General features: G+C 62.0%; 20 protein-coding genes and 1 pseudogene. 16 read left to right on the plus strand and 5 right to left on the minus strand.

What is annotated here, in order from left to right:
• Window positions 1–174 precede the first annotated feature (174 nt).
• Window positions 175–723 carry a DUF2239 family protein gene (locus tag OSJ75_RS07875; protein WP_267227457.1) on the minus strand — a complete coding sequence of 183 codons (549 nt, stop codon included), beginning with the start codon at window positions 721–723 and terminating at the stop codon, window positions 175–177.
• 142 nt (window positions 724–865) lie between these two features.
• On the opposite strand from OSJ75_RS07875, the gene lepA reads away from it, so the two are divergent.
• The 13 genes and pseudogenes from lepA to OSJ75_RS07940 all read left to right on the plus strand — a co-directional run bounded on the left by lepA (window position 866) and on the right by OSJ75_RS07940 (window position 13,062).
• Window positions 866–2,674, plus strand: coding sequence for a translation elongation factor 4 (gene lepA, locus OSJ75_RS07880; protein WP_250019425.1), 1,809 nt, complete (start codon window positions 866–868; stop codon window positions 2,672–2,674).
• 49 nt (window positions 2,675–2,723) lie between these two features.
• Window positions 2,724–2,927, plus strand: coding sequence for a hypothetical protein (locus OSJ75_RS07885; RefSeq protein ID WP_267227458.1), 204 nt, complete (start codon window positions 2,724–2,726; stop codon window positions 2,925–2,927).
• Window positions 2,928–3,081: 154 nt separating this feature from the next.
• Window positions 3,082–3,246 carry a hypothetical protein gene (locus OSJ75_RS07890; RefSeq protein ID WP_250019423.1) on the plus strand — a complete coding sequence of 55 codons (165 nt, stop codon included), beginning with the start codon at window positions 3,082–3,084 and terminating at the stop codon, window positions 3,244–3,246.
• Between the two features lie 279 nt (window positions 3,247–3,525).
• Complete coding sequence (locus OSJ75_RS07895; RefSeq protein ID WP_267227459.1) at window positions 3,526–3,852, plus strand: SelT/SelW/SelH family protein; 327 nt, start codon at window positions 3,526–3,528, stop codon at window positions 3,850–3,852.
• Window positions 3,845–4,798: a sugar-binding transcriptional regulator gene (locus tag OSJ75_RS07900; protein ID WP_267227460.1), complete on the plus strand. Its 954-nt coding sequence runs from the start codon at window positions 3,845–3,847 to the stop codon at window positions 4,796–4,798. Before OSJ75_RS07895 ends, OSJ75_RS07900 begins: the two co-directional genes overlap by 8 nt.
• Window positions 4,799–4,910: 112 nt before the next feature.
• Window positions 4,911–6,221 carry an ABC transporter substrate-binding protein gene (locus OSJ75_RS07905; RefSeq protein ID WP_250019420.1) on the plus strand — a complete coding sequence of 437 codons (1,311 nt, stop codon included), beginning with the start codon at window positions 4,911–4,913 and terminating at the stop codon, window positions 6,219–6,221.
• Between the two features lie 101 nt (window positions 6,222–6,322).
• Complete coding sequence (locus OSJ75_RS07910) at window positions 6,323–7,195, plus strand: carbohydrate ABC transporter permease (protein ID WP_250019419.1); 873 nt, start codon at window positions 6,323–6,325, stop codon at window positions 7,193–7,195.
• A 1-nt stretch (window position 7,196) separates the two neighbouring features.
• Complete coding sequence (locus OSJ75_RS07915) at window positions 7,197–8,027, plus strand: carbohydrate ABC transporter permease (protein WP_250019418.1); 831 nt, start codon at window positions 7,197–7,199, stop codon at window positions 8,025–8,027.
• A 41-nt stretch (window positions 8,028–8,068) separates the two neighbouring features.
• The gene (locus OSJ75_RS07920; protein ID WP_250019417.1) at window positions 8,069–9,076 is read left to right on the plus strand and encodes an ABC transporter ATP-binding protein; all 1,008 of its coding nucleotides are present in this window, start codon (window positions 8,069–8,071) and stop codon (window positions 9,074–9,076) included.
• Between the two features lie 36 nt (window positions 9,077–9,112).
• A pseudogene (locus OSJ75_RS07925) lies at window positions 9,113–9,205 on the plus strand (L-iditol 2-dehydrogenase); the annotation flags it as partial.
• Between the two features lie 56 nt (window positions 9,206–9,261).
• Window positions 9,262–10,740, plus strand: a complete 1,479-nt coding sequence (locus OSJ75_RS07930) for a mannitol dehydrogenase family protein (RefSeq protein WP_267227461.1) — start codon at window positions 9,262–9,264, stop codon at window positions 10,738–10,740.
• Between the two features lie 55 nt (window positions 10,741–10,795).
• On the plus strand, window positions 10,796–11,482 hold the full coding sequence (locus OSJ75_RS07935) for an HAD family hydrolase (protein WP_267227462.1): 687 nt from the start codon (window positions 10,796–10,798) through the stop codon (window positions 11,480–11,482).
• A complete protein-coding gene (locus OSJ75_RS07940; protein ID WP_267227463.1) occupies window positions 11,482–13,062 on the plus strand; it encodes an FGGY-family carbohydrate kinase in 1,581 nt (526 codons plus the stop codon). The genes OSJ75_RS07935 and OSJ75_RS07940 overlap by 1 nt, the downstream gene beginning before the upstream one ends.
• A gap of 46 nt (window positions 13,063–13,108) precedes the next feature.
• Here OSJ75_RS07940 and polA read toward each other — a convergent pair whose 3' ends face one another.
• Window positions 13,109–16,039 carry a DNA polymerase I gene (gene polA / locus OSJ75_RS07945; RefSeq protein WP_267227464.1) on the minus strand — a complete coding sequence of 977 codons (2,931 nt, stop codon included), beginning with the start codon at window positions 16,037–16,039 and terminating at the stop codon, window positions 13,109–13,111.
• A 433-nt stretch (window positions 16,040–16,472) separates the two neighbouring features.
• On the opposite strand from polA, the gene OSJ75_RS07950 reads away from it, so the two are divergent.
• Together OSJ75_RS07950 and OSJ75_RS07955 are read left to right on the plus strand one after the other, a co-directional pair.
• Complete coding sequence (locus OSJ75_RS07950; RefSeq protein WP_250019412.1) at window positions 16,473–17,861, plus strand: dipeptidase; 1,389 nt, start codon at window positions 16,473–16,475, stop codon at window positions 17,859–17,861.
• Between the two features lie 12 nt (window positions 17,862–17,873).
• A complete protein-coding gene (locus OSJ75_RS07955) occupies window positions 17,874–18,491 on the plus strand; it encodes a ribonuclease D (RefSeq protein ID WP_250019411.1) in 618 nt (205 codons plus the stop codon).
• Window positions 18,492–18,509: 18 nt separating this feature from the next.
• On the opposite strand, the gene OSJ75_RS07960 is transcribed toward OSJ75_RS07955, so the two are convergent.
• On the minus strand, window positions 18,510–19,646 hold the full coding sequence (locus OSJ75_RS07960) for an acyltransferase family protein (RefSeq protein WP_267227466.1): 1,137 nt from the start codon (window positions 19,644–19,646) through the stop codon (window positions 18,510–18,512).
• A 255-nt stretch (window positions 19,647–19,901) separates the two neighbouring features.
• Complete coding sequence (locus OSJ75_RS07965) at window positions 19,902–20,087, minus strand: hypothetical protein (protein WP_250019409.1); 186 nt, start codon at window positions 20,085–20,087, stop codon at window positions 19,902–19,904.
• Between the two features lie 224 nt (window positions 20,088–20,311).
• On the opposite strand from OSJ75_RS07965, the gene OSJ75_RS07970 reads away from it, so the two are divergent.
• Window positions 20,312–22,492, plus strand: coding sequence for a transglycosylase domain-containing protein (locus tag OSJ75_RS07970; RefSeq protein WP_250019408.1), 2,181 nt, complete (start codon window positions 20,312–20,314; stop codon window positions 22,490–22,492).
• Between the two features lie 24 nt (window positions 22,493–22,516).
• On the opposite strand, the gene glpK is transcribed toward OSJ75_RS07970, so the two are convergent.
• Window positions 22,517–24,007, minus strand: a complete 1,491-nt coding sequence (gene glpK / locus OSJ75_RS07975; protein WP_267227467.1) for a glycerol kinase GlpK — start codon at window positions 24,005–24,007, stop codon at window positions 22,517–22,519.
• Between the last annotated feature and the right edge of the window lie 50 nt (window positions 24,008–24,057).

The raw sequence follows: 24,057 nt of genomic DNA on the forward strand, positions 1-24,057 counted from the left end.
AAACGAAAAATTGAAAAAGTGCAGAAACAATCGTGGTTTTGGTGAGCTAGCGAAAAGCCAAGCCGACGCGCGCCCGCAACTCCCGGGTTTGTGTCGATAAACTCGCTAACTCACGCAACAAGCAAAGCAATGTCCGTGCCAGAAAGCCGAATACTAGACGAAGGTATGAGCCGCCTAACGATCCGGCCAGTCGAATGCCGGCTCGGCAAGCCGGCGCACATGGTCGCGCACATCGCCGGGCCAGGCCTCGCTCAATTCGATGAAGCGGGCATAATCGCCGGCATAGAGCGCGCGCGATGCTTCTTCGTAGTTCGGCGCATCGCCGGCAAGCACCCGCATCACATTGTCGGCAGCCTCCTGCGCACGGCGCCGGGCCTCGCGGGCGCCATTGGCATTGCGCGCCGCATCCACGAGCTTGCGCAGCGTCACCGAGGCGCCGCCCGGCTGCGCATTCAGCCACTCCCATTGGCGCGGCAGCAGCGTGACCTCGCGCGAGACGACGCCGAGCTTCGGCCGCCCGGCCTTGCGCGGTGGTTCCGGGGCCTCGCCGCCCTCGCGCAGTTCGAGTTCGACCTGCCGCCCCGTCCAATCGTCAAAAACGAGGATCGTGCCCGCTCCATGCCGGGTTTCGGCCTCGCGCACCACCGGCGCCACTTCGGCGCGACTGCCTTGCGCCAGCCGGACCACCCCGTGAAAGGCCGTCACTGTCAGTTCCTGTTGCATGTTCTGCTCCTTCGTCTATGCGCTCGTTTTACCCGGGTACAATAGCGATGTAAATATACCCGGGTAAAATAATTTGAAGCCTGAAGCGCAAGCCTTTTCCGGCGCCCTTCCAAAACGGCCGGAAATGCTCTATGTGGCGCGCATGAGCACGCCATTAGATCACATCCGCAATTTCTCCATCGTCGCCCATATCGACCATGGCAAATCCACCCTGGCCGACCGCCTGATCCAGCTGACGGGCGGGCTGGAGCAACGCGACATGAAGGAGCAGGTTCTCGACTCGATGGATATCGAGCGTGAGCGCGGCATCACCATCAAGGCGCAGACCGTCCGGCTGAACTACAGGGCCAAGAATGGCGAGGACTATGTCCTCAATCTCATCGATACGCCCGGCCATGTGGATTTCGCCTATGAGGTCTCGCGTTCGCTGTCCGCCTGCGAAGGCTCGCTCCTCGTCGTCGATGCCAGCCAGGGCGTCGAAGCGCAGACGCTCGCCAATGTCTACCAGGCGATCGACAACAATCACGAGATCGTCGTGGTGCTGAACAAGGTCGATCTCCCCGCCGCCGAGCCGGAGCGCATCCGCGAGCAGGTCGAAGAGGTGATCGGCATCGATGCCAGCCAGGCGGTGCTGATCTCCGCCAAGACCGGCCTCGGCATTCCCGATGTATTGGAAGCCATCGTCAACCAGTTGCCGCCGCCAAAGATAGGCGACCGTTCGAAGCCGCTGAAGGCGATGCTGGTCGATAGCTGGTATGATGCCTATCTCGGCGTCATCGTGCTGGTCCGCATCATCGATGGCGTTCTGAAAAAGGGCCAGACCATCCGCATGATGGGCACGGGCGCCAAATATCCGGTGGAACGCACCGGTGTGTTCACGCCCAAGATGGTTGCCGTCGAAGAGCTCGGCCCGGGTGAATTCGGCTTCATCACCGCTTCGATCAAGGAAGTGGCCGATACGCGCGTCGGCGATACGATCACCGAGGACAGGCGCCAGACGGACAAGGCGCTGCCGGGCTTCAAGCCGGCGCAACCGGTGGTGTTCTGCGGCCTCTTCCCCGTCGATGCGGCGGATTTCGAGGATTTGCGGGCAGCCATGGGCAAGCTCCGGCTCAACGATGCCTCGTTCTCCTTCGAAATGGAAACGTCCGCCGCGCTCGGCTTCGGCTTCCGCTGCGGCTTCCTCGGCCTGCTTCATCTCGAGATCATCCAGGAACGGCTGGAGCGCGAGTTCAATCTCGATCTCATCGCCACCGCGCCGAGCGTCGTCTACCGGATGGTCATGACCGATGGCGAGGTGAAGGAGCTGCATAATCCCGCCGACATGCCGGATGTGGTCAAGATCACCCATATCGAGGAGCCATGGATCCGCGCGACGATCCTTACCCCCGACGAATATCTCGGTGGCATCCTGAAACTCTGCCAGGACCGGCGTGGCATCCAGGCCGATCTTTCCTATGTCGGCAAGCGCGCCATGCTGGTCTATGACCTGCCGCTCAACGAGGTGGTGTTCGACTTCTACGATCGGCTGAAATCGATCTCCAAGGGCTATGCGTCCTTCGACTATCACATCACCGATTACCGCGAGGGCGACCTCGTGAAGATGTCGATCCTCGTCAATGACGAGCCGGTGGATGCGCTCTCGATGCTGGTGCACCGCACCGCCGCCGAAAAGCGCGGTCGGGTGATGTGCGAAAAGCTGAAGGAGCTCATCCCGCAGCACATGTTCAAGATCCCGATCCAGGCGGCGATCGGCGGGCGCATTGTCGCGCGCGAAACGATCTCGGCGCTGCGCAAGGACGTGACGGCCAAGTGCTATGGCGGCGACGTGACGCGCAAGCGCAAGCTTCTGGAAAAGCAGAAGGAAGGCAAGAAGCGCATGCGCCAGTTCGGCAAGGTCGAAATCCCGCAGGAAGCCTTCATCCAGGCGCTCAAAATGGGCGATAGCTGAGGGAGCCGTCCTGTTGCTCTTCCATAGCACCGGGCAAGGCCGGGAATCGATGCCGTCTCTCAGCACCATTCTCGCAGGCTGCAAGCCTGTCGTGGCACTTCTGCTTTGCGGGCTGCTGGTCCTGCCTGCGGCCTGCACCACGACACGCCCGGGCGCCGACCCGACCGCAAGCGAGATTGAGCGTCCCGAACCTCTCGACCCCAGGATCAAGCCCCTGACGGTCGAGCAGGAAGAGGGCGTGGCCGGGCTCTAGCCCACCACAAGTCGGATAGAGGTCGGATGCGTTCTACTGCCGCTCGTCGGTAGCGGCGTGCCGCCGCATAGCTCCCATTCCGCAATTGCACTGCATGTTTGGCGGGTCCGGCCGTATAATCCAACCAACAAAACGTGGTGCCGGAGACGTGCAAATGAGCTTTATTTTCGATTTCGCGACGCGCGGGCGTCGCCGCAAAGACCAGGAATTTCGCAATGCCATGGCTCTGCTGAATGCGATGAGTCCGGCCGACCGTGCCGATATCGGCATAAAACAGGCCGATTTCAGCCGTATTGCCCGCGAGATGACCCGCCGCTGATAAAACCTGTCCTGTCCCTCTTGGCATGCTGCATTTTGCACCCCGTCCTTTCCACGGGAGCTGCTTCCGGAGCCGTTCGAAAGTGGGGAAGGGCGGCAGGGGTAAAAGCGTCAACGAGCGGTTTTCGAACCAATACACTACCGACGACAAAAGGGCGTTTCGACGACTGCCCGTCCCCCACCGCAATGGCCAGACGCGACAGCGGATGTAGCAGCGGATAATGCTGCCGTCGGCCGCTGAACCTGCTTACATCGCGGGCGGGAAATGATAGAACGGGTCATGACGACAAAACCGAACATCACCATCACCTATTGCACGCAATGCAGCTGGCTCCTGCGCTCGGCCTGGATGGCCCAGGAACTGCTTTCCACCTTTGGCGCCGATCTTGGCAGCGTTGCGCTGGTGCCCGGCACCGGCGGCATCTTCCAGATCGAGGTCGATGGCGCACTTGTCTGGGAGCGCAAGCGCGACGGTGGCTTTCCCGAAGCCAAGGTGCTGAAACAGAAGGTGCGCGACATCGTCTGGCCCGAGCGTGACCTCGGCCACTCGGATGGCCACAAGGCCAAAGCCGCAGGTGACCATAAGGGTACAGCCGAGCATGGCTAAGCCGGACGTCACCTCGACCCGGCTCGATGATGCGGCGCGGGCCGGCTGGCTCTATTATGTCGCTGGCAATACCCAGGACGAGATCGCCGTCAAGCTCGGCATATCGCGGCAATCGGCGCAGCGTATGGTTTCGCTCGCCGTATCGGAGGGCCTGGTCAAGGTGCGGCTCGATCACCCGATCGCCCATTGCCTCGATCTTGCCGAACAGCTCAAGCAGCGCTTCGGTCTGAAGATGGCGGAAGTGGTGCCGACTGATCCCGCCTCCACCTCGACGACGCTGGGCGTGGCCGATGCGGCGGCGGCGGAAATGACGCGCTGGCTGAAATCTGAAGCGCCGATCGTGCTCGGTATCGGCACGGGGCGGACGTTGAAGGCTGCGATCGAGCAGCTTTCGCCGATCGAATGTCCGCAGCACAAGGTCGTGTCGCTGACAGGCAATATCTCGCCCGACGGATCTGCCGCCTATTACAACGTCATCTTCAACATTGCCGACAAGATCAAGGCGCGCAGCTTTCCCATGCCGCTGCCGGTCATCGCGTCTTCGCCGGAGGAGCGCGAACTGCTGCACAGCCAGGCGATGATCCGCTCCGTGCTGGAACTCGCGGCGCAGGCCAATGTCGCCTTCGTCGGCATCGGCGACCTCGACGACGATGCGCCGCTGTACATTGACGGTTTCATCTCGCGCGATGAATTGCTGGCGCTGCGCCGCGCCGGCGCGGTGTGCGAGATCACCGGCCGTGCCTATGATCGCGACGGTGTGCCCATTGCCGGGCTGACCAATGACCGCGTCGCCAGCGCCCCGATGCCGTTTCACGAGTCGGCATTCGTCATTGCCATCGCCAAGGGGGAGCGCAAGATGCCGGGCATCGCGGCCGCCATCAAGGGCAGGCTGATCAATGGCTTGATTACCGACGAGCAAACGGCAGAACGCCTGCTGGCACCCTGACATCCCGATTTATGCTGCACTGCAACAACGAATCCCCCTTGACTCATTGTGGCCATATGTGAGTATTTGCCCATAACACTAGCAATTGCTCATAACATTCGGGAGGAATGAAATGTCATTTAGAACGCTGCTGCTCGGCGCCGTTTCGACGCTCGCCTTGGCAGGTCTTGCCCATGCGGAAACGCTGACCATCGCCACGGTCAACAATGGCGACATGGTGCGTATGCAGAAATTGGCCGAAGATTTCACCAAGAAGAATCCCGACATTCAGCTCGAATGGGTGACCTTGGAAGAAAATGTGCTGCGCCAGCGCGTAACGACCGATATCGCCACCAAGGGCGGCCAGTATGACGTGATGACGATCGGCACCTATGAAGTGCCGATCTGGGCCAAGCAGGGCTGGCTGCTGCCGCTCGACGGGCTCGCTTCGGATTATGACGCCGACGATTTGCTGCCCGCCATCAAGGATGCCGTGTCCTATGAGGGCAAGCTCTACGCCTCGCCATTCTACGGCGAAAGCGCCATGGTGATGTATCGCAAGGACCTCGCTGAAAAGGCCGGCGTGACAATCCCCGAAAAGCCGACCTGGGACCAGATCGCCGAAGCGGCGAAGAAGATGACCGACAAGTCCACCGAGACCTATGGCATCTGCCTGCGCGGCAAGGCCGGCTGGGGCGAGAACATGGCGCTGCTAACCGCCATGGCCAATTCGTTCGGTGCGCGCTGGTTCGACGAGAAATGGACGCCGCAATTCGACCAGCCGGAATGGAAGAAGGCGCTGACCTTCTATACCGACCTGATGAAGGAAGCGGGGCCGGCCGGCGCTTCGTCCAACGGCTTCAACGAAAACCTCGCTCTGTTCCAGACCGGCAAATGCGGTATCTGGATCGATGCCACGGTGGCCGCATCCTTCGTGACCAACCCGAAGGAATCGAAGGTCGCCGACCAGGTAGGCTTTGCGCTGTTCCCGACGGGCGGCGTCGAGAACCATGGCAACTGGCTCTGGGCGTGGAACCTCGGCATCCCGGCCGGCACGCAAAAGGCTGAGGCAGCGCAGAAATTCGTGTCCTGGGCAACCGACAAGGCCTATACGGAACTTGTCGCCAGCAAGGAAGGCTGGGCGAATGTCCCGCCCGGAACGCGCAAGTCGCTCTACGCCAATCCCGAATATGAGAAGGCCGCGCCCTTCGCCAAGATCACGCTCCAGGCGATGAATGCGGCCGACACCAGCAAGCCGACGGTCAAGCCGGTCCCCTATACGGGCGGCCAGTTCGTCGCCGTGCCGGAGTTCCAGGGCATCGGCACCGCGGTCGGCCAGCAGTTCTCGGCGGCACTGGCCGGGTCGATCAAGGTGGATCAGGCCCTGCAAAGCGCTCAGCAGCTGACCACCCGCGAAATGACCAAGGGCGGCTACATCAAGTGAGATCCTCCTGGCCCGGGCGGTGCTCCGACGCGAATGTCGGCGCCGCCCGGTCCTCCCCGAGGTGACACCCTTCAAACGATCGCAACTTCGGAAACCCGACCATGGCAACGCTCCAGACACGCGCAACCGCCCGGCTCATGATGTCGCCAGCCGTCATCCTGCTGTTCCTGTGGATGATCGTGCCGCTCGCCATGACGCTGTATTTCTCGTTCCTGCGCTACAATCTGCTGATGCCGGGAACGGAAGAATATATAGGCGTCGTCAACTACCAGTATTTTCTCACCGATCCCGCCTTCTTCACCGCCTTGGGCAACACGCTGATGCTGGTCGGCGGCACATTGCTGATCACCGTCATCGGCGGCATATTGCTGGCGCTGGTGCTCGACCAGCCGTTCTTCGGCCAGGGCATCGTGCGACTGCTGGTCATCGCCCCGTTCTTCGTCATGCCGACCGTTTCGGCGCTGGTGTGGAAGAACATGCTGATGCATCCGGTGAACGGACTATTCGCCTGGATCGCGCGGACGTTCGGCTTCCAGCCGATCGACTGGTTCGCGCAATTGCCGCTGTTTTCCATCATTCTCATCGTCGCCTGGCAGTGGCTGCCCTTCGCCACGCTCATCCTGCTCACCGCATTGCAGTCGCTTGACGGCGAGCAGATCGAGGCAGCCGAAATGGACGGCGCCGGGGTGTTTTCGCGCTTCTATTACCTGGTTCTGCCGCATCTTTCCCGCGCCATCACCGTGGTGATCCTGATCCAGACGATCTTCCTGCTCAGCGTCTTCGCCGAAATACTGGTGACGACCAATGGCGGTCCGGGCATCCAGACGACCAACATCACCTACCTCATCTACATGCAGGCATTGCTGCAATTCGACGTCGGCGGCGCCTCGGCCGGCGGTATCGTCGCGGTCGTCCTTGCCAATATCGTCGCCTTTTTCCTCATCCGCCTCATCGGCAAGAACCTGGAGCGCTGATATGGCCCGGGCAGTCAAGACGCGTACGAAACTCACCTTCACCATCATCGGCTGGACGATCGGCTTCCTGATCTTCTTTCCGATCCTCTGGACCTTCCTGACCAGCTTCAAGAGCGAGGGCACGGCGATAGCGACGCCGCCGCAATTCCTCTTCTTCGACTGGACGCTCGAAAATTATCACGAGGTGCAGAGCCGGTCCGACTATGGCAAGCATGTGATGAACTCCATCGTCATTTCAGTCGGCTCCACGTTGCTCGGTCTGCTGCTGGCCATCCCTGCTGCCTGGGCCATGGCCTTTTCGCCGACGAAACGCACCAAGGACATATTGATGTGGATGCTGTCGACGAAGATGATGCCCGCCGTCGGCGTTCTCGTGCCGCTCTACCTGATCTTCCGCGACTGGGGCCTGCTCGACACCCGTATCGGCCTCGTCGCCGTGCTGACCATGATCAATCTGCCGATCATCGTCTGGATGCTCTACACATATTTCAAGGAGATACCCGGCGAGATCCTTGAGGCGGCCCGCATGGATGGCGCATCGCTTGCCAAGGAGATCGTCTATGTGCTGACGCCGATGGCCGTGCCGGGAATAGCTTCCACCATGTTGCTCAACATCATCCTGGCCTGGAACGAAGCCTTCTGGACGCTCAATCTGACGGCTGCCAATGCGGCGCCGCTGACTGCCTTCATCGCCTCCTATTCGAGCCCCGAGGGCCTGTTCTGGGCCAAGCTTTCGGCCGCATCGACGATGGCGATCGCGCCGATCCTGGTCATGGGCTGGTTTTCGCAAAAGCAGCTTGTCCGCGGCCTGACCTTCGGTGCCGTCAAATAAACAGGCCCCGTGGCGCGGCCAATGAAGATGGGAAACGTATCATGGGTAGCATAACGCTAGAAAAAGTGTCCAAGTCGTTCGGTACGACGACGGTCATTCCCGAAATCGACCTCGAGATCGACAATGGCGAGTTCGTCGTCTTCGTCGGGCCTTCCGGCTGCGGAAAATCGACGCTCCTGCGCATGATCGCCGGCCTCGAAGACCTGTCGGCGGGGCGCATCGTCATCGACGGCAAGGACATGTCGAACGAAGCGCCGGCGCATCGCGGCCTTTCCATGGTATTCCAGTCCTATGCGCTCTATCCGCATATGAGCGTCTACCAGAATATCGCCTTTCCGCTGAAAATGGACGGGCAGGACAAGGCCACCATCGACAAGAAGGTGCGGGACGCCGCGAATATCCTCAATCTTGCAAATTATCTCGACCGCCGCCCCGGCCAGCTCTCCGGCGGCCAGCGCCAGCGCGTTGCCATCGGTCGCGCGATCGTCCGCCAGCCGAAGGCGTTCCTCTTCGACGAGCCGCTGTCGAACCTCGATGCGGCCCTGCGCGGCAATATGCGGCTGGAAATCAGCGACCTGCACCATCAACTGCAAACCACCATGATCTACGTCACCCACGATCAGGTCGAGGCCATGACGATGGCCGACAAGATCGTCGTGCTCAATGCCGGAAGGATAGAGCAGGTGGGCTCGCCGCTCGATCTCTATCGCAGCCCGCGCAATGTCTTCGTCGCCGGTTTCATCGGCTCCCCGCGCATGAACCTGATCGAGGGGCCGGAAGCCGCCCGCCACGACGCGGCGACGCTCGGCGTGCGGCCGGAGCATGTGAAGATATCCACCACCGAAGGGGCGTGGAAAGGCACCGTCGGTGTCAGCGAGCATCTCGGCTCCGATACGTTCATCCACGTCCAGACGGAAAGCGCCGGCAAGATCACCGTGCGGACCGATGGCGACTTCACCGCCGAACACGGGCAACCGGTCTATCTGACGCCCGACGCCCCGCGCATGCACAGGTTCGGCGCCGATGGCCAGGCCATCCAGAGGACGTAAGGCAATATGGACAGACTGGCAGGAAAGACGGCCCTCATCACCGGATCGGCGGTCTTTCTCGCCAGCAGCGAGAGCGATTACGTCGTGGCGCAGACATACAATGTCGACGGCGGCAACTGGATGAGCTGACCGCCCGCCCGAAAGGCGGACGGATAAGCGGTATGAAGCATGAGAGGTCGAATCCGATGACTGTCAAACTTTCCCAGGCTGGGCTGAACCGGCTCCCGGCAAATGTCGGCGTTCCCGCCTATGGCAGGTCCGACCTTTCCGCCGGCATCGTCCATTTCGGCATCGGCAATTTTCACCGGGCCCACCAGGCGGTCTATCTCGACGCCCTGTTCAATGCGGGCGTCGACCGCGACTGGGGGATCATCGGGGCCGGCGTCCTGCCGTCCGACGAGACCATGCGCCAGAAGCTCAAGGAACAGGACTGGCTGACCACGGTGGTGGAGCAGGATAGCGGGCACAGGGTGGCGCATGTCACGGGCGCGATGATCGACTATCTCGAACCCGGCAATGAAGAGAACACCATTGCCCGCCTCGCCGATCCCGCCATCCGCATCGTGTCGATGACGATTACCGAAGGCGGCTACTTCATCGATCCGGCATCCGGCCACTTCAATCCGCAGCACCCAGCCATCGTGGCGGATGCGCAGGCGATCGACCGCCCGAAGACCGTGTTCGGCCTGATCCTCGCCGGCCTCATCCGCCGGCGCAACGACAACACGCCGCCTTTCACGGTGATGTCCTGCGACAATATCCCCGGCAATGGCCATGTGACCTGTGACGCGGTCAGCGGGCTCGCCGAGCTCGTCGACGGCAATCTGGCGGAATGGGTTCGGGAACATGTCGCTTTCCCGAACAGCATGGTCGATCGCATCACGCCTGCGACCTCCGACCGCGAACGCCAGTTGCTGCAGAGCGAATTCGGCATCGAGGATAATTGGCCGGTATTCTGCGAACCCTTCAAGCAATGGGTGCTGGAAGATCATTTCCCCATCGGGCGCCCCTCGCTCGACCGGGTGGGCGTGACCTTCGTCAAGGATGTCGCCCCGTACGAACTGATGAAGATCCGCATTCTCAATGGCGGCCATGCGGCGATCGCCTATCCGGCGGCGCTGATGGACATCCATTTCGTGCATGAGGCGATGGAAGAGCCACTGATCCGCGATTTCCTCACCAAGCTCGAGACCGAAGAGATCATCCCGGTCCTGCCGCCCGTGCCGGACATGCCTTTCGACGAATATTTCGATCTTATAGTGCGTCGATTCTCCAACCCCAAGATCGGCGACACGATCCAGAGACTGTGCCAGGACGGATCGAACCGTCAACCGAAGTTCATATTGCCGACGACGGCGGATCGGCTGAAGGCCGGAAGGAGCATAACCGGCCTGTCGCTGGTTTCGGCCCTGTGGTGCCGCTTCTGCGCCGGCACGACCGATAGCGGCCAGCCCACGAATTATCTTGACGCCAGCGCCGAGCGCCTCAAGGTGGAAGCACTCAAGGCCAAGGACGACCCCAAGGCATTCCTTGCCATGACCGATATTTTCGGCGAAGTAGGAACGACGCCGGTTTTTGTCGAATCGTTCTCGCGCATACTCCGCACGCTGTGGCAGGAAGGCGCGCGGGAAACGCTGAAGCTCTATCTGGACGATAGGCTCTGACCGGCAGGTCAGGGGGCGTTGCAGGACAATGAACGGCAATTCGGACAGTGCAAAAATGACAATACCCTCCCTGGTCATCTTCGATTGTGACGGTGTGCTCGTCGACAGCGAGCCGATCTCCATCGCCGTCCTGCTCGAAATGATCGGCAAGAGCGGTGTCAGCATGACCGAGGACGAGGCCTATGACCGCTTCCTTGGGCGCAGCATGGCCACGATCAGCAAGGTTCTGCACGAGGATTACGGCTTTGCCGCCAGCGAGGCGGACCTCGAGGAAATGCGCAAGAACCTCTATGGCCGGTTCGAGCTGGACCTGAAGCCTATCCCCGGCATTGCCGAGGCGCTGCGCCGCATCGATGTGCCGCGCTGCGTGGCGTCGTCGAGCCAGCCCGAGCGCATCAGGCTGTCGCTCACCTTGACCGGCCTCATCGATCTGCTCGATCCGCATATCTTCAGCGCCACGATGGTCAAGAACGGCAAGCCCGCGCCGGACCTCTTCCTTTTCGCGGCCAAGACGATGAATGTCGATCCGCGCGAATGTGTCGTTATCGAGGATAGCCCGGCAGGAATCGCTGCCGCCAAGAGCGCCGGAATGCGGGTATTCGCATTCACCGGAGGCACCCATTCCCGTGGCGGACGGCTGGAGGAGACGCTTGCGTCTCTCGGACCAGACTGTATATTCGCCGACATGTTGGAATTGCCTGATTTGCTCACGCAGCAGAAGGCCAAGCTGAAAGTTCCTTGATGCCTGAATATGTCTGCGCCGTCGATGTCGGTACAGGAAGCGCCCGCGCGGGCATAGTTCATAAGAGCGGCAGGCTGGCCGGCAGGGTCGAACATCCGATCGTGATGAACAAGCCTGCCACCGATCACGCCGAGCAGGACTCCGAAGACATATGGAAAGCCGTGTGCATCGCGGTCCGCGGCGCGCTCAAGGCCGCGGGCATCGCCGCCTCGGAAGTGGCCGGCATCAGCTTCGATGCCACCTGTTCGCTGGTCGTCAGGGATCGGCAGGGTGATCCTCTCACGGTCTCCACCACGGGCGACAATCGCTGGGATACGGTCGTCTGGCTCGATCATCGCGCGCTCGAGGAGGCTGATGAATGTTCGGCCACGGGGCACAAGGTGCTTGAATATCTCGGCGGCGCCATGTCGCCCGAGATGCAGACGCCGAAGCTTATGTGGCTGAAGCGGCATCTGCCCGAGACGTGGGACAAGGCTGGCTATTTCTTCGATCTGGCAGATTATCTCAGCTGGCGTGCATCCGGCTCGCTTGAGCGCTCGCAATGCACGCTGACGTGCAAATGGACTTATCTCGCCCATGAGGAACGTGGCTGGCAGCCGGATTATCTGCAGGAAATCGGGCTCGACGACATGGTGGCAAAGGGCAATCTGCCGGAAAAGGCCAGCCCCGTCGGAACCGATGTCGGACGGCTCACTCCCGACGCGGCTGCCGCGCTCGGCCTCACCACCGATTGCCATGTCGGCGCCGGCCTGATCGATGCCTATGCGGGAGCGCTCGGCGTCCTCGGCGGGTTTGCCTGCGACCTCTCGCAGATCGACCGGCATCTGGCGTTGATCGCCGGCACGTCGAGCTGCCTGATGGCGCTTTCGCCCGATCCCATTCTTATCAGTGGCGGCTGGGGGCCCTATTACGGCGTGGCCCTGCCGGATATCTGGCTCAGCGAAGGCGGTCAGTCGGTGACGGGCGCGCTTCTCGATCATATCATCCGCCTGCATGGTTCGGTCGGCGAGCCGGATGGCGAGTTGCATGGCAAGATCGCGCAGCGCATCAATGAATTGCGCAGCCAGGAGCCCGATCTTGCCAACCGGCTGCATGTCCTGCCCGACTTCCACGGCAACCGTTCGCCGTTGGCCGATCCCCACGCCGTCGGCGTCATAAGCGGGCTCAATCTCGATGCGTCCTTCGACAGCCTGTGCCGGCTCTACTGGCGCACTTCAGTGGCCATTGCGCTCGGCGTGCGTCACGTTCTCGATGCCTTCAATGAGAAGGGCTATGCGATCGACACGATGCATGTGACCGGCGGCCATACCAAGAGCCCGTTGCTGATGGAGCTCTATGCCGATGCCACCGGCTGCACCGTCATCACCTCCGCCGCCGAGGATGCGGTCCTCCTCGGAACGGCCATGGTTGCGGCGACGGCGGCGGGCTTCTATCCCGATCTGCCATCGGCCTGCGTTGCGATGAAGCAGGGCGGGCGCGAAAGGCTGCCCAATCCCGACGCCCGCAAGCGGCTCGACCGGGATTATCGCATTTTCCTTGAGATGCACGCCCAGCGGCGGGTGCTCGACGCGATCCAATAGACCGGGCCAAATGCCCTTTGGCCAATGGCCCTGAAGACCGCTGCCGTCAGTGCGCCTCGTCCCAATTATGGGCGGCGCGGGCATCGACTTGCAACGGCACCGACAGGGAGACGGCCGGCATCGCGGCATTCTCCATCACCTGCCGGATGATCGGCAGCGTCGCCTCGACCTCGTCTTCCGCCGTCTCGAACACCAGTTCGTCATGGACCTGCAGCAGCATGCGGGCTGAAAGCCGCGCATCCGCCAGTGCCGCATCCATCCGCACCATGGCGCGGCGGATGATATCGGCGGCCGAGCCCTGTATCGGCGCATTGATGGCGGCTCGTTCGTTGAAAGCGCGCAATTGCGGGTTCGAGGAGCGGATCTCCGGATAATGCGCCCGCCGGCCGAAGATGGTTTCCACATAGCCGTGCTGGCGGGCGAAAGCCTTCGTCGCCTCCATGTAGTCGCGGATGCCGGGGAAGCGCTCGAAATAGGTGCGGATATAGAGGCTGGCCTCTTCGCGCCCGATCGACAGCTGATTGGCGAGGCCGAAGGCCGAAATGCCGTAGATGATGCCGAAATTGATCGCCTTGGCCCGCCGCCGCACTTCCGACGGCATGCCTTCCACCGGCACTCCGAACATTTCCGAGGCGGTCATGGCGTGAATGTCGATGCCATCGGCAAAGGCCTGCGTCAGCTGCGGGATTTCCGCCACATGCGCCAGCACGCGAAGCTCGATCTGGCTGTAATCGGCCGAAATCAGCTTGTTGCCGGGACTGGCGATGAACGCAGTCCGGATCTTGCGACCCTCGCTGGTGCGGATGGGAATATTCTGCAGGTTCGGTTCCGAGGAGGAGAGCCGCCCGGTCGAAGTGGCGGCCATGGCATAGGAAGTGTGGACGCGCTGCGTGCGTGGGTTGATATAGCCGGGCAGGGCATCCGTATAGGTTGATTTGAGCTTGGTCAGCTGGCGCCAGTCGACGATCTTGCGCGGCAGTTCATGCCCCTCTGCGGCGAGGTCCTCGAGCAGTTGCGCCGAAGTCGACCACTGGCCGGTCTTGGTCTTGCTGCCGCCCGGCAATCCCATCTTGCCGAAGAGTATGTCGCCCATCTGCTTCGGCGAGCCGATATTGATCCGCTCGCCGGCCAGCTTGTAGATATCCTCTTCGATGGCGGCGGCCGATTGGGCGAGATCGCCCGAAAGCCGCGACAGAATCTGCCGATCGACCGAAATTCCCCGCTCTTCCATACGCGCCAGAACGGGAATGAGCGGCCGCTCCAGCCTCTCATAGACAGAGACGAGCCCATCGGCGACGAGTCGCGGCTTCAGTAGGCGCCACAGCCGCAGCGTGACGTCGGCATCTTCCGCCGCATACTCGGCAGCACGCTCGATCTCGACCTTGTCGAAGGTGAGCGTCGACTTGCCGGAACCGACGATCTCCTTGAAGGATAGCGGCTTGTGGCCAAGCCAGCGATCGCACAGGCTGTCCATGCTGTGGCTGCCTTCGCCCGCATCGAGCACATAGGAAATCAGCATCGTGTCGTCGACCGGATGAAGATCGATGCCGTGGCGATGCATGATCAGCCATTCGAATTTCATGCCATGGGCGACCTTGAGCACCGACGGGTCTTCCAGCAGCGGCTTCAACCGGCTGAAGACGTCCTTCTCCGGTATCTGGTGCTCGAGCAGGCCGCCGCCGAGGAGATCGCCGTCGCGGCTCTTGTGCCCGATGGGAATATAGGCGGCGCGTCCCGGCCGCGTTGCCAGGGATATGCCGACGACATCCGCCTGCATGGGGTCCGAGGAACTCGTTTCGGTGTCGAAGGCCAGCAGCCCGGAAGCCATCGCCTCGTCGATCCAGATTTCAAGGCTCGCGACATCGCGGATGGTCGTATAGGTGCTGCGGTCGATCCGCGCGCCTAGCGACTCGTCCGTGCGCGCCTTGACGAGTTCGGCCGGAGTAAAGACCGCGTTGAGGTTGGACGGCTTCACCGCCTCTTCGGCGCCGGTGCTCTCGGCTGCCTCGATCGCATCGAGGTCCGGCCCGCGTGCTTCGGCAACGGCGACGACCTTGACGTCGACCGGATCGACGGCGCCGGCATCGACGCCCGTGGCTTCAGCTGCCCGCCGGGTCAGCGAATTGAATTCCATCGCTTTCAGGAAGGCGATCAGCTTGGGGCCGTTCTGCGGCTCGAGCCGAAACTCGTCGAGCCCGACATCGATGGGCGTATCGGTCTTCAAGGTCACGAGCTGGCGCGATATCCGCGCCTGTTCGGCATATTGAATTATGTTTTCGCGCCGCTTCTGCTGCTTGATCTCGGATGCGCGCGCCAGCAATGTGTCGAGATCGCCGAATTCCTCCAGCAATTGCGCCGCGGTCTTCGGCCCGATGCCGGGAATGCCGGGCACATTGTCGGTGGAATCGCCGGTCAATGCCTGCAGGTCGATCATCTTTTCCGGCGGCACGCCCCATTTTTCGACGACGTCCGGAATACCGATCTGCTTGTCCTTCATGCTGTCATACATCGACACCAGCGGCGTCACGAGCTGCATGAGGTCCTTGTCGGAAGAAATGATGGTCACTTCCGCCCCGGCTTGCTCGGCCATGCGGGCATAGGTGGCGATGAGATCGTCCGCCTCATAGCCTTCCTTCTCGATGCAGGGGAGGTTGAAGGCCTTCGTCGCCTGCCGGATCAGACCGAATTGCGGAACGAGATCTTCCGGCGGGGCAGAACGGTTCGCCTTGTAATCCGCATAGATCTCCTTGCGGAACGTGGTGGAGGAATAGTCGAAGATGACGGCGAAATGCGTCGGCGTATCACGCACGGACGTATCGCGCGCCTCACGCAGGAGCTTCCACAACATGTTGCAGAAACCCGAGACGGCGCCGACCGGCAGGCCATCGGATTTACGGGTGAGCGGGGGGAGTGCGTGATAGGCCCGGAAAATATATCCGGAGCCATCGACTAGAAACAGATGATCGCCTTTGTTCATGAGCGATAGGATTAAAGGATGACCTGCAAAAAGGAAATGCCATGCCGCGTTGTTTCACAGGCTGCTGACATTCGCGCCAGGCCATTCGCCAGCGCATCGGTGCGGCGCCATATGGTCACGGCTTTGTTACAAAGATGTAATCTTTTTCGCCCTTGAATTGCCACGGTTGCTCCCCCAAATCCAGGCTGTCGACGTTAGATCGATGTCCGGTCTGCAAGGCTCGTCCCCCGCCTTGTTTCCGGTCTGCAACCACCCCCATCCCCCCTCTCCAGGGCTGGTTGTAATGAGTGTAGTGATCTGGTCGCCTGTGGTCCCCCCGCCACGGCGGCCATTTCTTTTGTGGCGGCAGGTCGTCCCATTTTTTTGTGCCACTGCCGGCAAAATGGGCTAAGAAGAGCTCCCTCATAGTCTCGCCCAACATTCAGGAAATCCCATGTCTGAACTCGCCCCCGTCCTCGATGCGCTCGACTCCAATCTCGACAAGAGCCTTGAGCGGCTATTCGATCTCCTGAGGATCAAGTCGATTTCTACCGATCCCGCCTTCAAGCCGGATTGCCGGAAGGCAGCCGAATGGCTGGTGGCAGACCTCAAGACCATCGGCTTCGATGCGAGCCTGCGCGACACGCCGGGCCATCCCATGGTCGTCGCGCATCATGACGGTCCGGATGCTTCCGCGCCGCATGTGCTGTTCTACGGTCATTATGACGTCCAGCCGGTCGATCCGCTCGAACTCTGGGAGAACGATCCGTTCGCGCCCGCCGTCAAGGACCTCGGCAATGGCCGCAAGGTTCTGACCGGCCGCGGCACCTCCGACGACAAGGGACAGTTGATGACGTTCGTCGAAGCCTGCCGCGCCTACAAGGCGGTGCATGGCAAGCTGCCGGTGCGGGTGACGCTGCTTTTCGAGGGCGAGGAAGAATCCGGCTCACCATCGCTGAAGCCCTTTCTCGAAGCACACAAGGATGAATTGAAGGCGGATTTCGCTCTCGTTTGCGATACCGGCATGTGGGACCCGCAGACGCCGGCGATCTCGGTCGGCCTGCGCGGGCTGGTCGGCGAGGAGATCGTCGTCAAGGCCGCCGATCGCGACCTGCATTCCGGCTTCTTCGGCGGCGCAGCCGCCAATCCGATCCGTATCCTGGCCAGGGTGCTCGCGGACATCCATGACGAGAACGGCCGCGTCACCATTCCGGGCTTCTATGAGGGCGTTGAGGAAACGCCGACGCAGATCCTGCAGATGTGGGAAGGGCTTGGCAGGACCGCCGAGAGCTTCCTCGGCCCCATCGGCCTGTCGGAACCTTCGGGCGAGAAGGGCCGCTCCGTCCTCGAGCTGACATGGGCAAGGCCGACGGCCGAGTTCAACGGCATCACCGGCGGCTATACGGGCGAGGGCTTCAAGACGGTGATCGCCGCGCAAGCCTCGGCCAAGGTCTCGTTCCGCCTCGTCCACAAGCAGGACCCGGCGAAGATCCGCGAAGCGTTCCGCGCCTTCGTGCGTGAGCGCATCCCCGCCGATTGCTCGGTGGAATTCCACGAACATGGCGGTTCGCCAGCGATCCAGCTCTCCTATGACTCGCCGCTACTCGCCAAGGCCAAGGATGCCCTCAGCGACGAATGGCCGAAGCCCGCTGTCCTGATCGCCATGGGCGGGTCGATCCCGATCGTCGGCGATTTCCAGAACATGCTCGGCATGGAATCCCTGCTGGTCGGCTTCGGCCTGGAGGACGATCGCATTCATTCGCCCAACGAGAAATATGAGCTGAACTCCTTCCACAAGGGGCAACGCTCCTGGGCACGCATCCTCGATGCGCTCGCCAAATAATCGGAACCGACCATGACAATTCGCTTTCACCGCAATGATCTACCCAATCTCGACAATTACCAGGTCGATGCCGTCGCCATCGACACGGAGACGCTGGGGCTCAATCCACATCGCGACCGGCTCTGCGTGGTGCAGATTTCGCCCGGCGATGGGACGGCCGATGTCATCCAGATCGACAAGGGCCAGATCGCCGCGCCGAACCTCGTCAGGCTGCTTGGCAATGACGGCATCACCAAGATTTTCCACTTCGGCAGGTTCGATCTTGCCGTGCTGTTCCACACGTTCGGCGTGATGCCGCGGCCGGTGTTCTGCACCAAGATCGCGTCGCGGCTGGTCAGAACCTATACGGACCGGCATGGCCTGAAGGAATTGTGCAGCGAACTGCTCGAGATCAACCTGTCCAAGCAGCAGCAATCCTCGGACTGGGCGGCGCCGCATCTGTCGCAGGCTCAGCTCGAATATGCCGCTTCGGACGTGCTCTATCTCCACCGGCTGCGCACGATCCTGCAGGAGCGGCTGGAACGCGACGGGCGGGCGCAGGAAGCTGCCGCCTGTTTCGAATTTCTCCCGACGCGCTCGCGGCTCGACCTCATGGGCTGGGACGAACAGGATATATTCGCCCATAGCTGATCCAGGGCGCGGTGGTGCCTAAGGCGCGGTGGCGGAAAGCTCTCCACTGCCGCGCGGACGCTCGATCTTCGCCCATTCCGGCCGGTTGAAAAGAAACCGTCCGTAGCCTGTGAGCTGGATCAGCCCGAACAGCACGACCGGGCCGAGCACGCCGCAGATGAGCGTCAGCAGCGAGATCGTGCCGATATCGGCGATGATGCCGGTCTTGAGCAGGATGGTGCGCGCCACAGCCATCGGCAGGAAGAAGGCAAGGTAGATCACGATCGAATGCGCCCCGAGCCATTCCAGCGCCCGGACGATACTGCTGCGCCTGGCCGAGGCCAGCAGCGAGGATATCGAGACGATCGCGAGCGCACCGGCGCCTCCGGCGGCGAGCGAGATCACCGGAACGGTCGCCCAACCGCCGAGCCCGCCTGAAACATAACTTTCCGGCGGGATGAAAGCGGCCAGGGATGGCGGCGCGGGGGTGAAGACCAGCCAGGCATTGATCAGGGCCCATGCAAGCAGAATGGCGAGCGCAACGAGACGATGTGCGCTCAGCCGTTCCGCCAGCCGGAAGATGAGGGGGGCAAGGGCATAGCCCGCATAGAAATAGACGAAGCGGCTGCAGAACTCATCGATGACGAGCCAGCCGGTATGAACCGGCAGCGTTTCGAGAATGGCGGCTGCGACGAGCACGAGCCAGGGGTTCATATTCTTCAGCATGCGGGTGACGAGGAAGAACACCGGCAGCAGATAGATGAACCATAATGTGCCGAATGGCTGGATGAAGGCCAAGGCATAGGCGCCGATCACGCCCGCAATGCCGGTTTCGGCGGCAATGGCGGGCGCCTTGAACACGAACTGGATGGTGAGCCACAGCACGTAGAAATAGGCGAAATGCACGACCTTGCGATCAATATAGCGGATCCACGGCCGGTCGATGACAATGCCGAGGAAGAGTCCCGAGATCAGGAAAAAGTCCGGCATGCGGAAGGGTTGGGCGAATGCGACGACCGCGTGCATCCATCCGGTCGCGCCCGCTTCCGCCTCGACACCGAGTACGGAATGCATCATCACCACGAAGATGATGCACAGCCCCTTGGCGATATCCACCCAGCCGACCCTGGACTTTTCCACGCTGCTCATGACTTCCCCCGACCCCATTGCCCTCATCCCATGCAATTCTATTCCTGGAAAGTAAAAAACGGGTGATGGTCCGCGGGATGGCTCCCCGGCTGACAGGGAACATCGCGGCTTGGTGCTGGCCACAAAAAAGCCGGGCAATATGCCCGGCGAATTGTGAACGCAATAGCGTCCAGAGGGGAACACGCAACGAACGAAAAATGGGAGGAGAACCGTTCGTTACGCAAGAGTAAAAGTAGACCTCGGAGGACCAATTATCAAGGGCTTGCCAAGAATATTCTTTTGCTATTGCGCAGGCGTGGCCGGACCCTCGAATTCCTGCATGTCCTTGCACACGCCGTGCCCCCGCAGCTGACAGCCGCCAAGGCGGTATTGCGCCTCGTTCGGATGGTTCGGATTGAGTCGCTGGAAGGCGCCGCCGCCGCAGCCGGTCACCAGCAAGGCCAGGGATGCAAGAACGATGAGTCGCATATGCCGCTCCACGGGTTCAGCTTGACGAGAAGCCCCTATCGTAGAGCCTTTCGCCCCCGGTTTGAAGGGCCCATGGCAGATGCGGGCGCCGCCGGCAGGCACGCTGGCGCGTTGATGATGAAGACCTGCGCGAAATTTAACGGCCCCTTAAATTGCCGCAATTACTCTGCAACGCGTGGGCAGTGTCTCATCACGCCCTTTGATTGATTGAGGTTACGGCCCTAATGGCACCACGCGACAGAGGCAGGCAGCGCATCGAACCGTCCTTCGGCTCCGGGCGTCGGTCCGGCGATGATCTGCGTGCCGATCCGGAGGACAGACCGCTGGCAAAACGCAAGACGGCAGCACGCAAATCGCCCAAGACCAGGCGGAGCCGCGCAACGCGCCGCAAGAGCGGCGGCGGGCTCGTCTCGGCGCTGCGCCGTGCGGTATACTGGTCGCTGGTTCTCTGCCTCTGGGGCGGCATCGCGATGGCGGGGACCGTCATCTACTTCGCCGCCAAGATGCCGCAAACGACGAGCTGGAGCATTCCCGACCGCCCGCCCAATGTGAAGATCGTATCGGTGGAGGGCGATCTCATCGCGAATCGGGGGGCTTCCGGCGGCGAGGCGATCGATTTGACCGAAATGTCGCCCTACATTCCTGAAGCCGTGGTGGCCATCGAGGACCGCCGGTTCTTCTCGCATTTCGGCGTCGATCCCATCGGCTTTGCCCGCGCCATGGTGACAAATGTCATGTCCGGGCGTCTCGTCCAGGGCGGCTCCACCATCACGCAGCAGCTCGCCAAGAACCTGTTCCTGACGCCGGACCGCACCATCGAGCGCAAGGTGCAGGAAGTGCTCCTCGCGCTCTGGCTCGAGCAGAAATATACGAAGAAGCAGATACTCGAAATGTATCTGAACCGGGTCTATCTCGGTTCCGGATCATACGGTGTCGCCGCAGCCTCGCGGCGTTATTTCAACAAGTCGGCCAAGGAAGTCACCCTGCCCGAGGCAGCGCTGCTTGCCGGACTTCTCAAGGCGCCGTCGCGTCTCTCTCCGGCACGCGATCCGAAGGCGGCCCGCGAGCGGTCGCAGCTTGTGCTTGCCGCCATGCGCGAGCAGGGCGTGATCGGCGACAAGGAGCTGACCTTCGCGATGAAGCAGCCCGCCTCGCGCGTCTCGTCCTACTGGACCGGATCGGAGCAATATGTGGCGGATCGCGTCATGGAGGAATTGCCCGAGCTCATCGGCGAGGTTCGGTCCGACGTCGTGGTGGATACGACGGTCGATCTCGGGCTGCAGAAGCTCGGCGAAGCCTCGATCCGCGATCTGATCAGCGAGAATGGCGACAAGCTGAAGGTGTCGCAGGGCGCGCTGGTCTCCATCGACGGCACCGGCGCCGTCCGCGCGCTCGTCGGCGGCTATGATTATGCCAACAGCCAGTTCGACCGTGCCAGCGAGGCGCGCCGCCAACCAGGCTCGACCTTCAAGCCCTTCGTCTATCTCTCGGCGCTCGAAGCGGGCTTCACACCGGATTCCGTGCGCAATGACGCTCCGATCCGCATCGGCAAGTGGACGCCGGGAAACTATAACGGCAAATATTACGGCAAGGTCACGCTTGCCGAGGCGCTGGCGCGGTCGCTCAACTCGGTCTCGGCGCAGCTGGTGATGGAGGTCGGCCCGGCAACGGTAGTTTCCACCGCCCACCGGCTGGGCATCGAATCGGACCTCACCTCCAACGCCTCGCTCGCCCTCGGCACTTCGGAGGTGACCTTGCTGGAACTGACGGATTCCTTCGTTCCCTTCGCCAATGGCGGCTACAAGGCGCCGATCCATATCATCCGGCGGGTCAGGACGACGGGCGGCAAGCTGCTCTATGAGTACAAGGCGCCAGCGCCGAGCCGCGTCATCGAGGCGCGCAATGTCGGCATGATGAATGCGATGCTCAGCCAGACGATCGAGCGCGGCACGGCGACCAGGGCCAGGTTCGGCTGGCCGGCGGCCGGCAAGACCGGCACCAGCCAGAATTTCCGCGACGCCTGGTTCGTGGGCTATACGTCGAACCTGACGACCGGCGTCTGGTTCGGCAATGACAATGGCAAGCCGACCAAGCTGACCGGCGGTTCCCTGCCGGCGATCGCCTGGAAGGATTTCATGGTCGCGGCCCATAAGGGCGTGCCCGTTGCCGCATTGCCCGGCAATTATCGGCTCAACGAGCAGGTCGAGGATGGCAACGACATCTTGCCGGCCTCCGGCGCGGATGGCGGCGCGCCTTCGGCCCAGCTCGACGGCGGTGCGCCGATGCCGCCGGTCGATATCACCGGCCAGACGGGGTCGACCCGTCCGGTGCCGCCTGGCGACGTAGGCGGTTCCGGACAGAAGCGCGGGAAGACCACGCTGTTCGACCTGATCATGGGCAATTGAAGCCGCCCGGCAACTGCCGTTGCCTCAACTCGTCAATGTGCGGCGAACGGCTGCCTTCCAGCCGGCGATCTTCCTCTTGCGGGTCTTCTCGTCCATCTTTGGCGTGAAGCGCGTGTCGCGCTCCCAGGTCTTGGCGAATTCCCGCCGGTTCGGCCAGATGCCTGCCTTTGATCCCGCCAGCCATGCCGCGCCGAGTGCCGTCGTCTCCAATATTGTGGGGCGATCGACCGGCGCGTCGAGTATGTCGGCCAGCCGCTGCATGGTCCAGTCGGATGCCACCATGCCGCCATCGACGCGCAGCACGGTCTTGGCATCCGCCGATTTCCAGTCCTTGCGCATTGCGTCCAGGAGATCGCGGGTCTGGTAGGAGACCGCTTCGAGCGCCGCGCGGGCAAATTCCGCCGGACCGGAATTGCGGGTCAGCCCGTAGATGGCGCCGCGCGCTTCGGCGTCCCAATGGGGCGCTCCGAGGCCGACGAAGGCGGGTACGAGATAGACTTCCTGGCTCGGGTCGGCCTGGTCGGCAAGCTTGCCGGTCTCAGGCGCCGAGCCGATGATCTTCAGGCCGTCGCGCAGCCATTGCACGGCAGCGCCGGCGATGAAGATCGAGCCTTCCAGGGCGTAGGTGGTCTTGCCGTTCAGGCGGTAGGCAATGGTCGTCAGCAGCCGGTTCTTCGACAGGACCATGTCGCTCCCGGTGTTCAGGACGGCGAAGCAGCCGGTTCCATAGGTCGATTTGAACATGCCCGGCTCGAAACAGGCCTGGCCGATGGTTGCCGCATGCTGGTCGCCGGCGACGCCGAGAATGGGTATGGCGGCGCCGAATAGCGAGGCGGCGGCGGAACCGTAATTGGCGGCGCAATCCTTGACCTCGGGGAGCATGGCGCGCGGTATCCGCAGGATATCCAGGAGTTCGTCGTCCCACTCGTTCCTGGCGATGTTGAACAGCAGCGTGCGCGAGGCATTTGTGGCGTCGGTGGCATGCACCTTTCCCTCGGTCAGTCGCCAGATGAGGAAGCTGTCGATTGTTCCGAACAGCAGTTCGCCATTTGCCGCGCGCTTGCGTGCACCCGGAACCTTGTCGAGGATCCAGGCAAGCTTGGTTCCGGAGAAATACGGGTCGAGCAACAGGCCGGTCTTCCGGGTAAAGCGTTTTTCCAGTCCCTGCTTCTTCAGTTTCTGGCATGTGGCCGCCGTGCGCCGGTCCTGCCAGACGATGGCATTGTGCACGGGGCGGCCGGTGGCCTTGTCCCAGACGATAACGGTTTCGCGCTGATTGGTGATGCCGATGGCAGCCACTTCGCCGGCCTCGATCCTGGCGTTGTCGATGGCGATCTGGCACGTGCCCACCACGGATTGCCAGATTTCTTCCGGATCATGTTCCACCCAGCCCGACTGTGGATAGATCTGCTGGAACTCGCGCTGGCTCGTGCCCACGACCTTGCGATTCTTGTCGAAAATGATCGCTCGGGTCGAAGTCGTTCCCTGATCGATGGCCAGGACATAACCGTTCATGCTTGCTCCCCCTCTTCTGCGGCGGTCAACTTATTGCCTTCGCCTTCCTT

The organism is Phyllobacterium sp. 0TCS1.6A (genome assembly GCF_026420825.1).
In the GTDB taxonomy this organism is placed as follows: Bacteria; Pseudomonadota; Alphaproteobacteria; order Rhizobiales; family Rhizobiaceae; genus Phyllobacterium.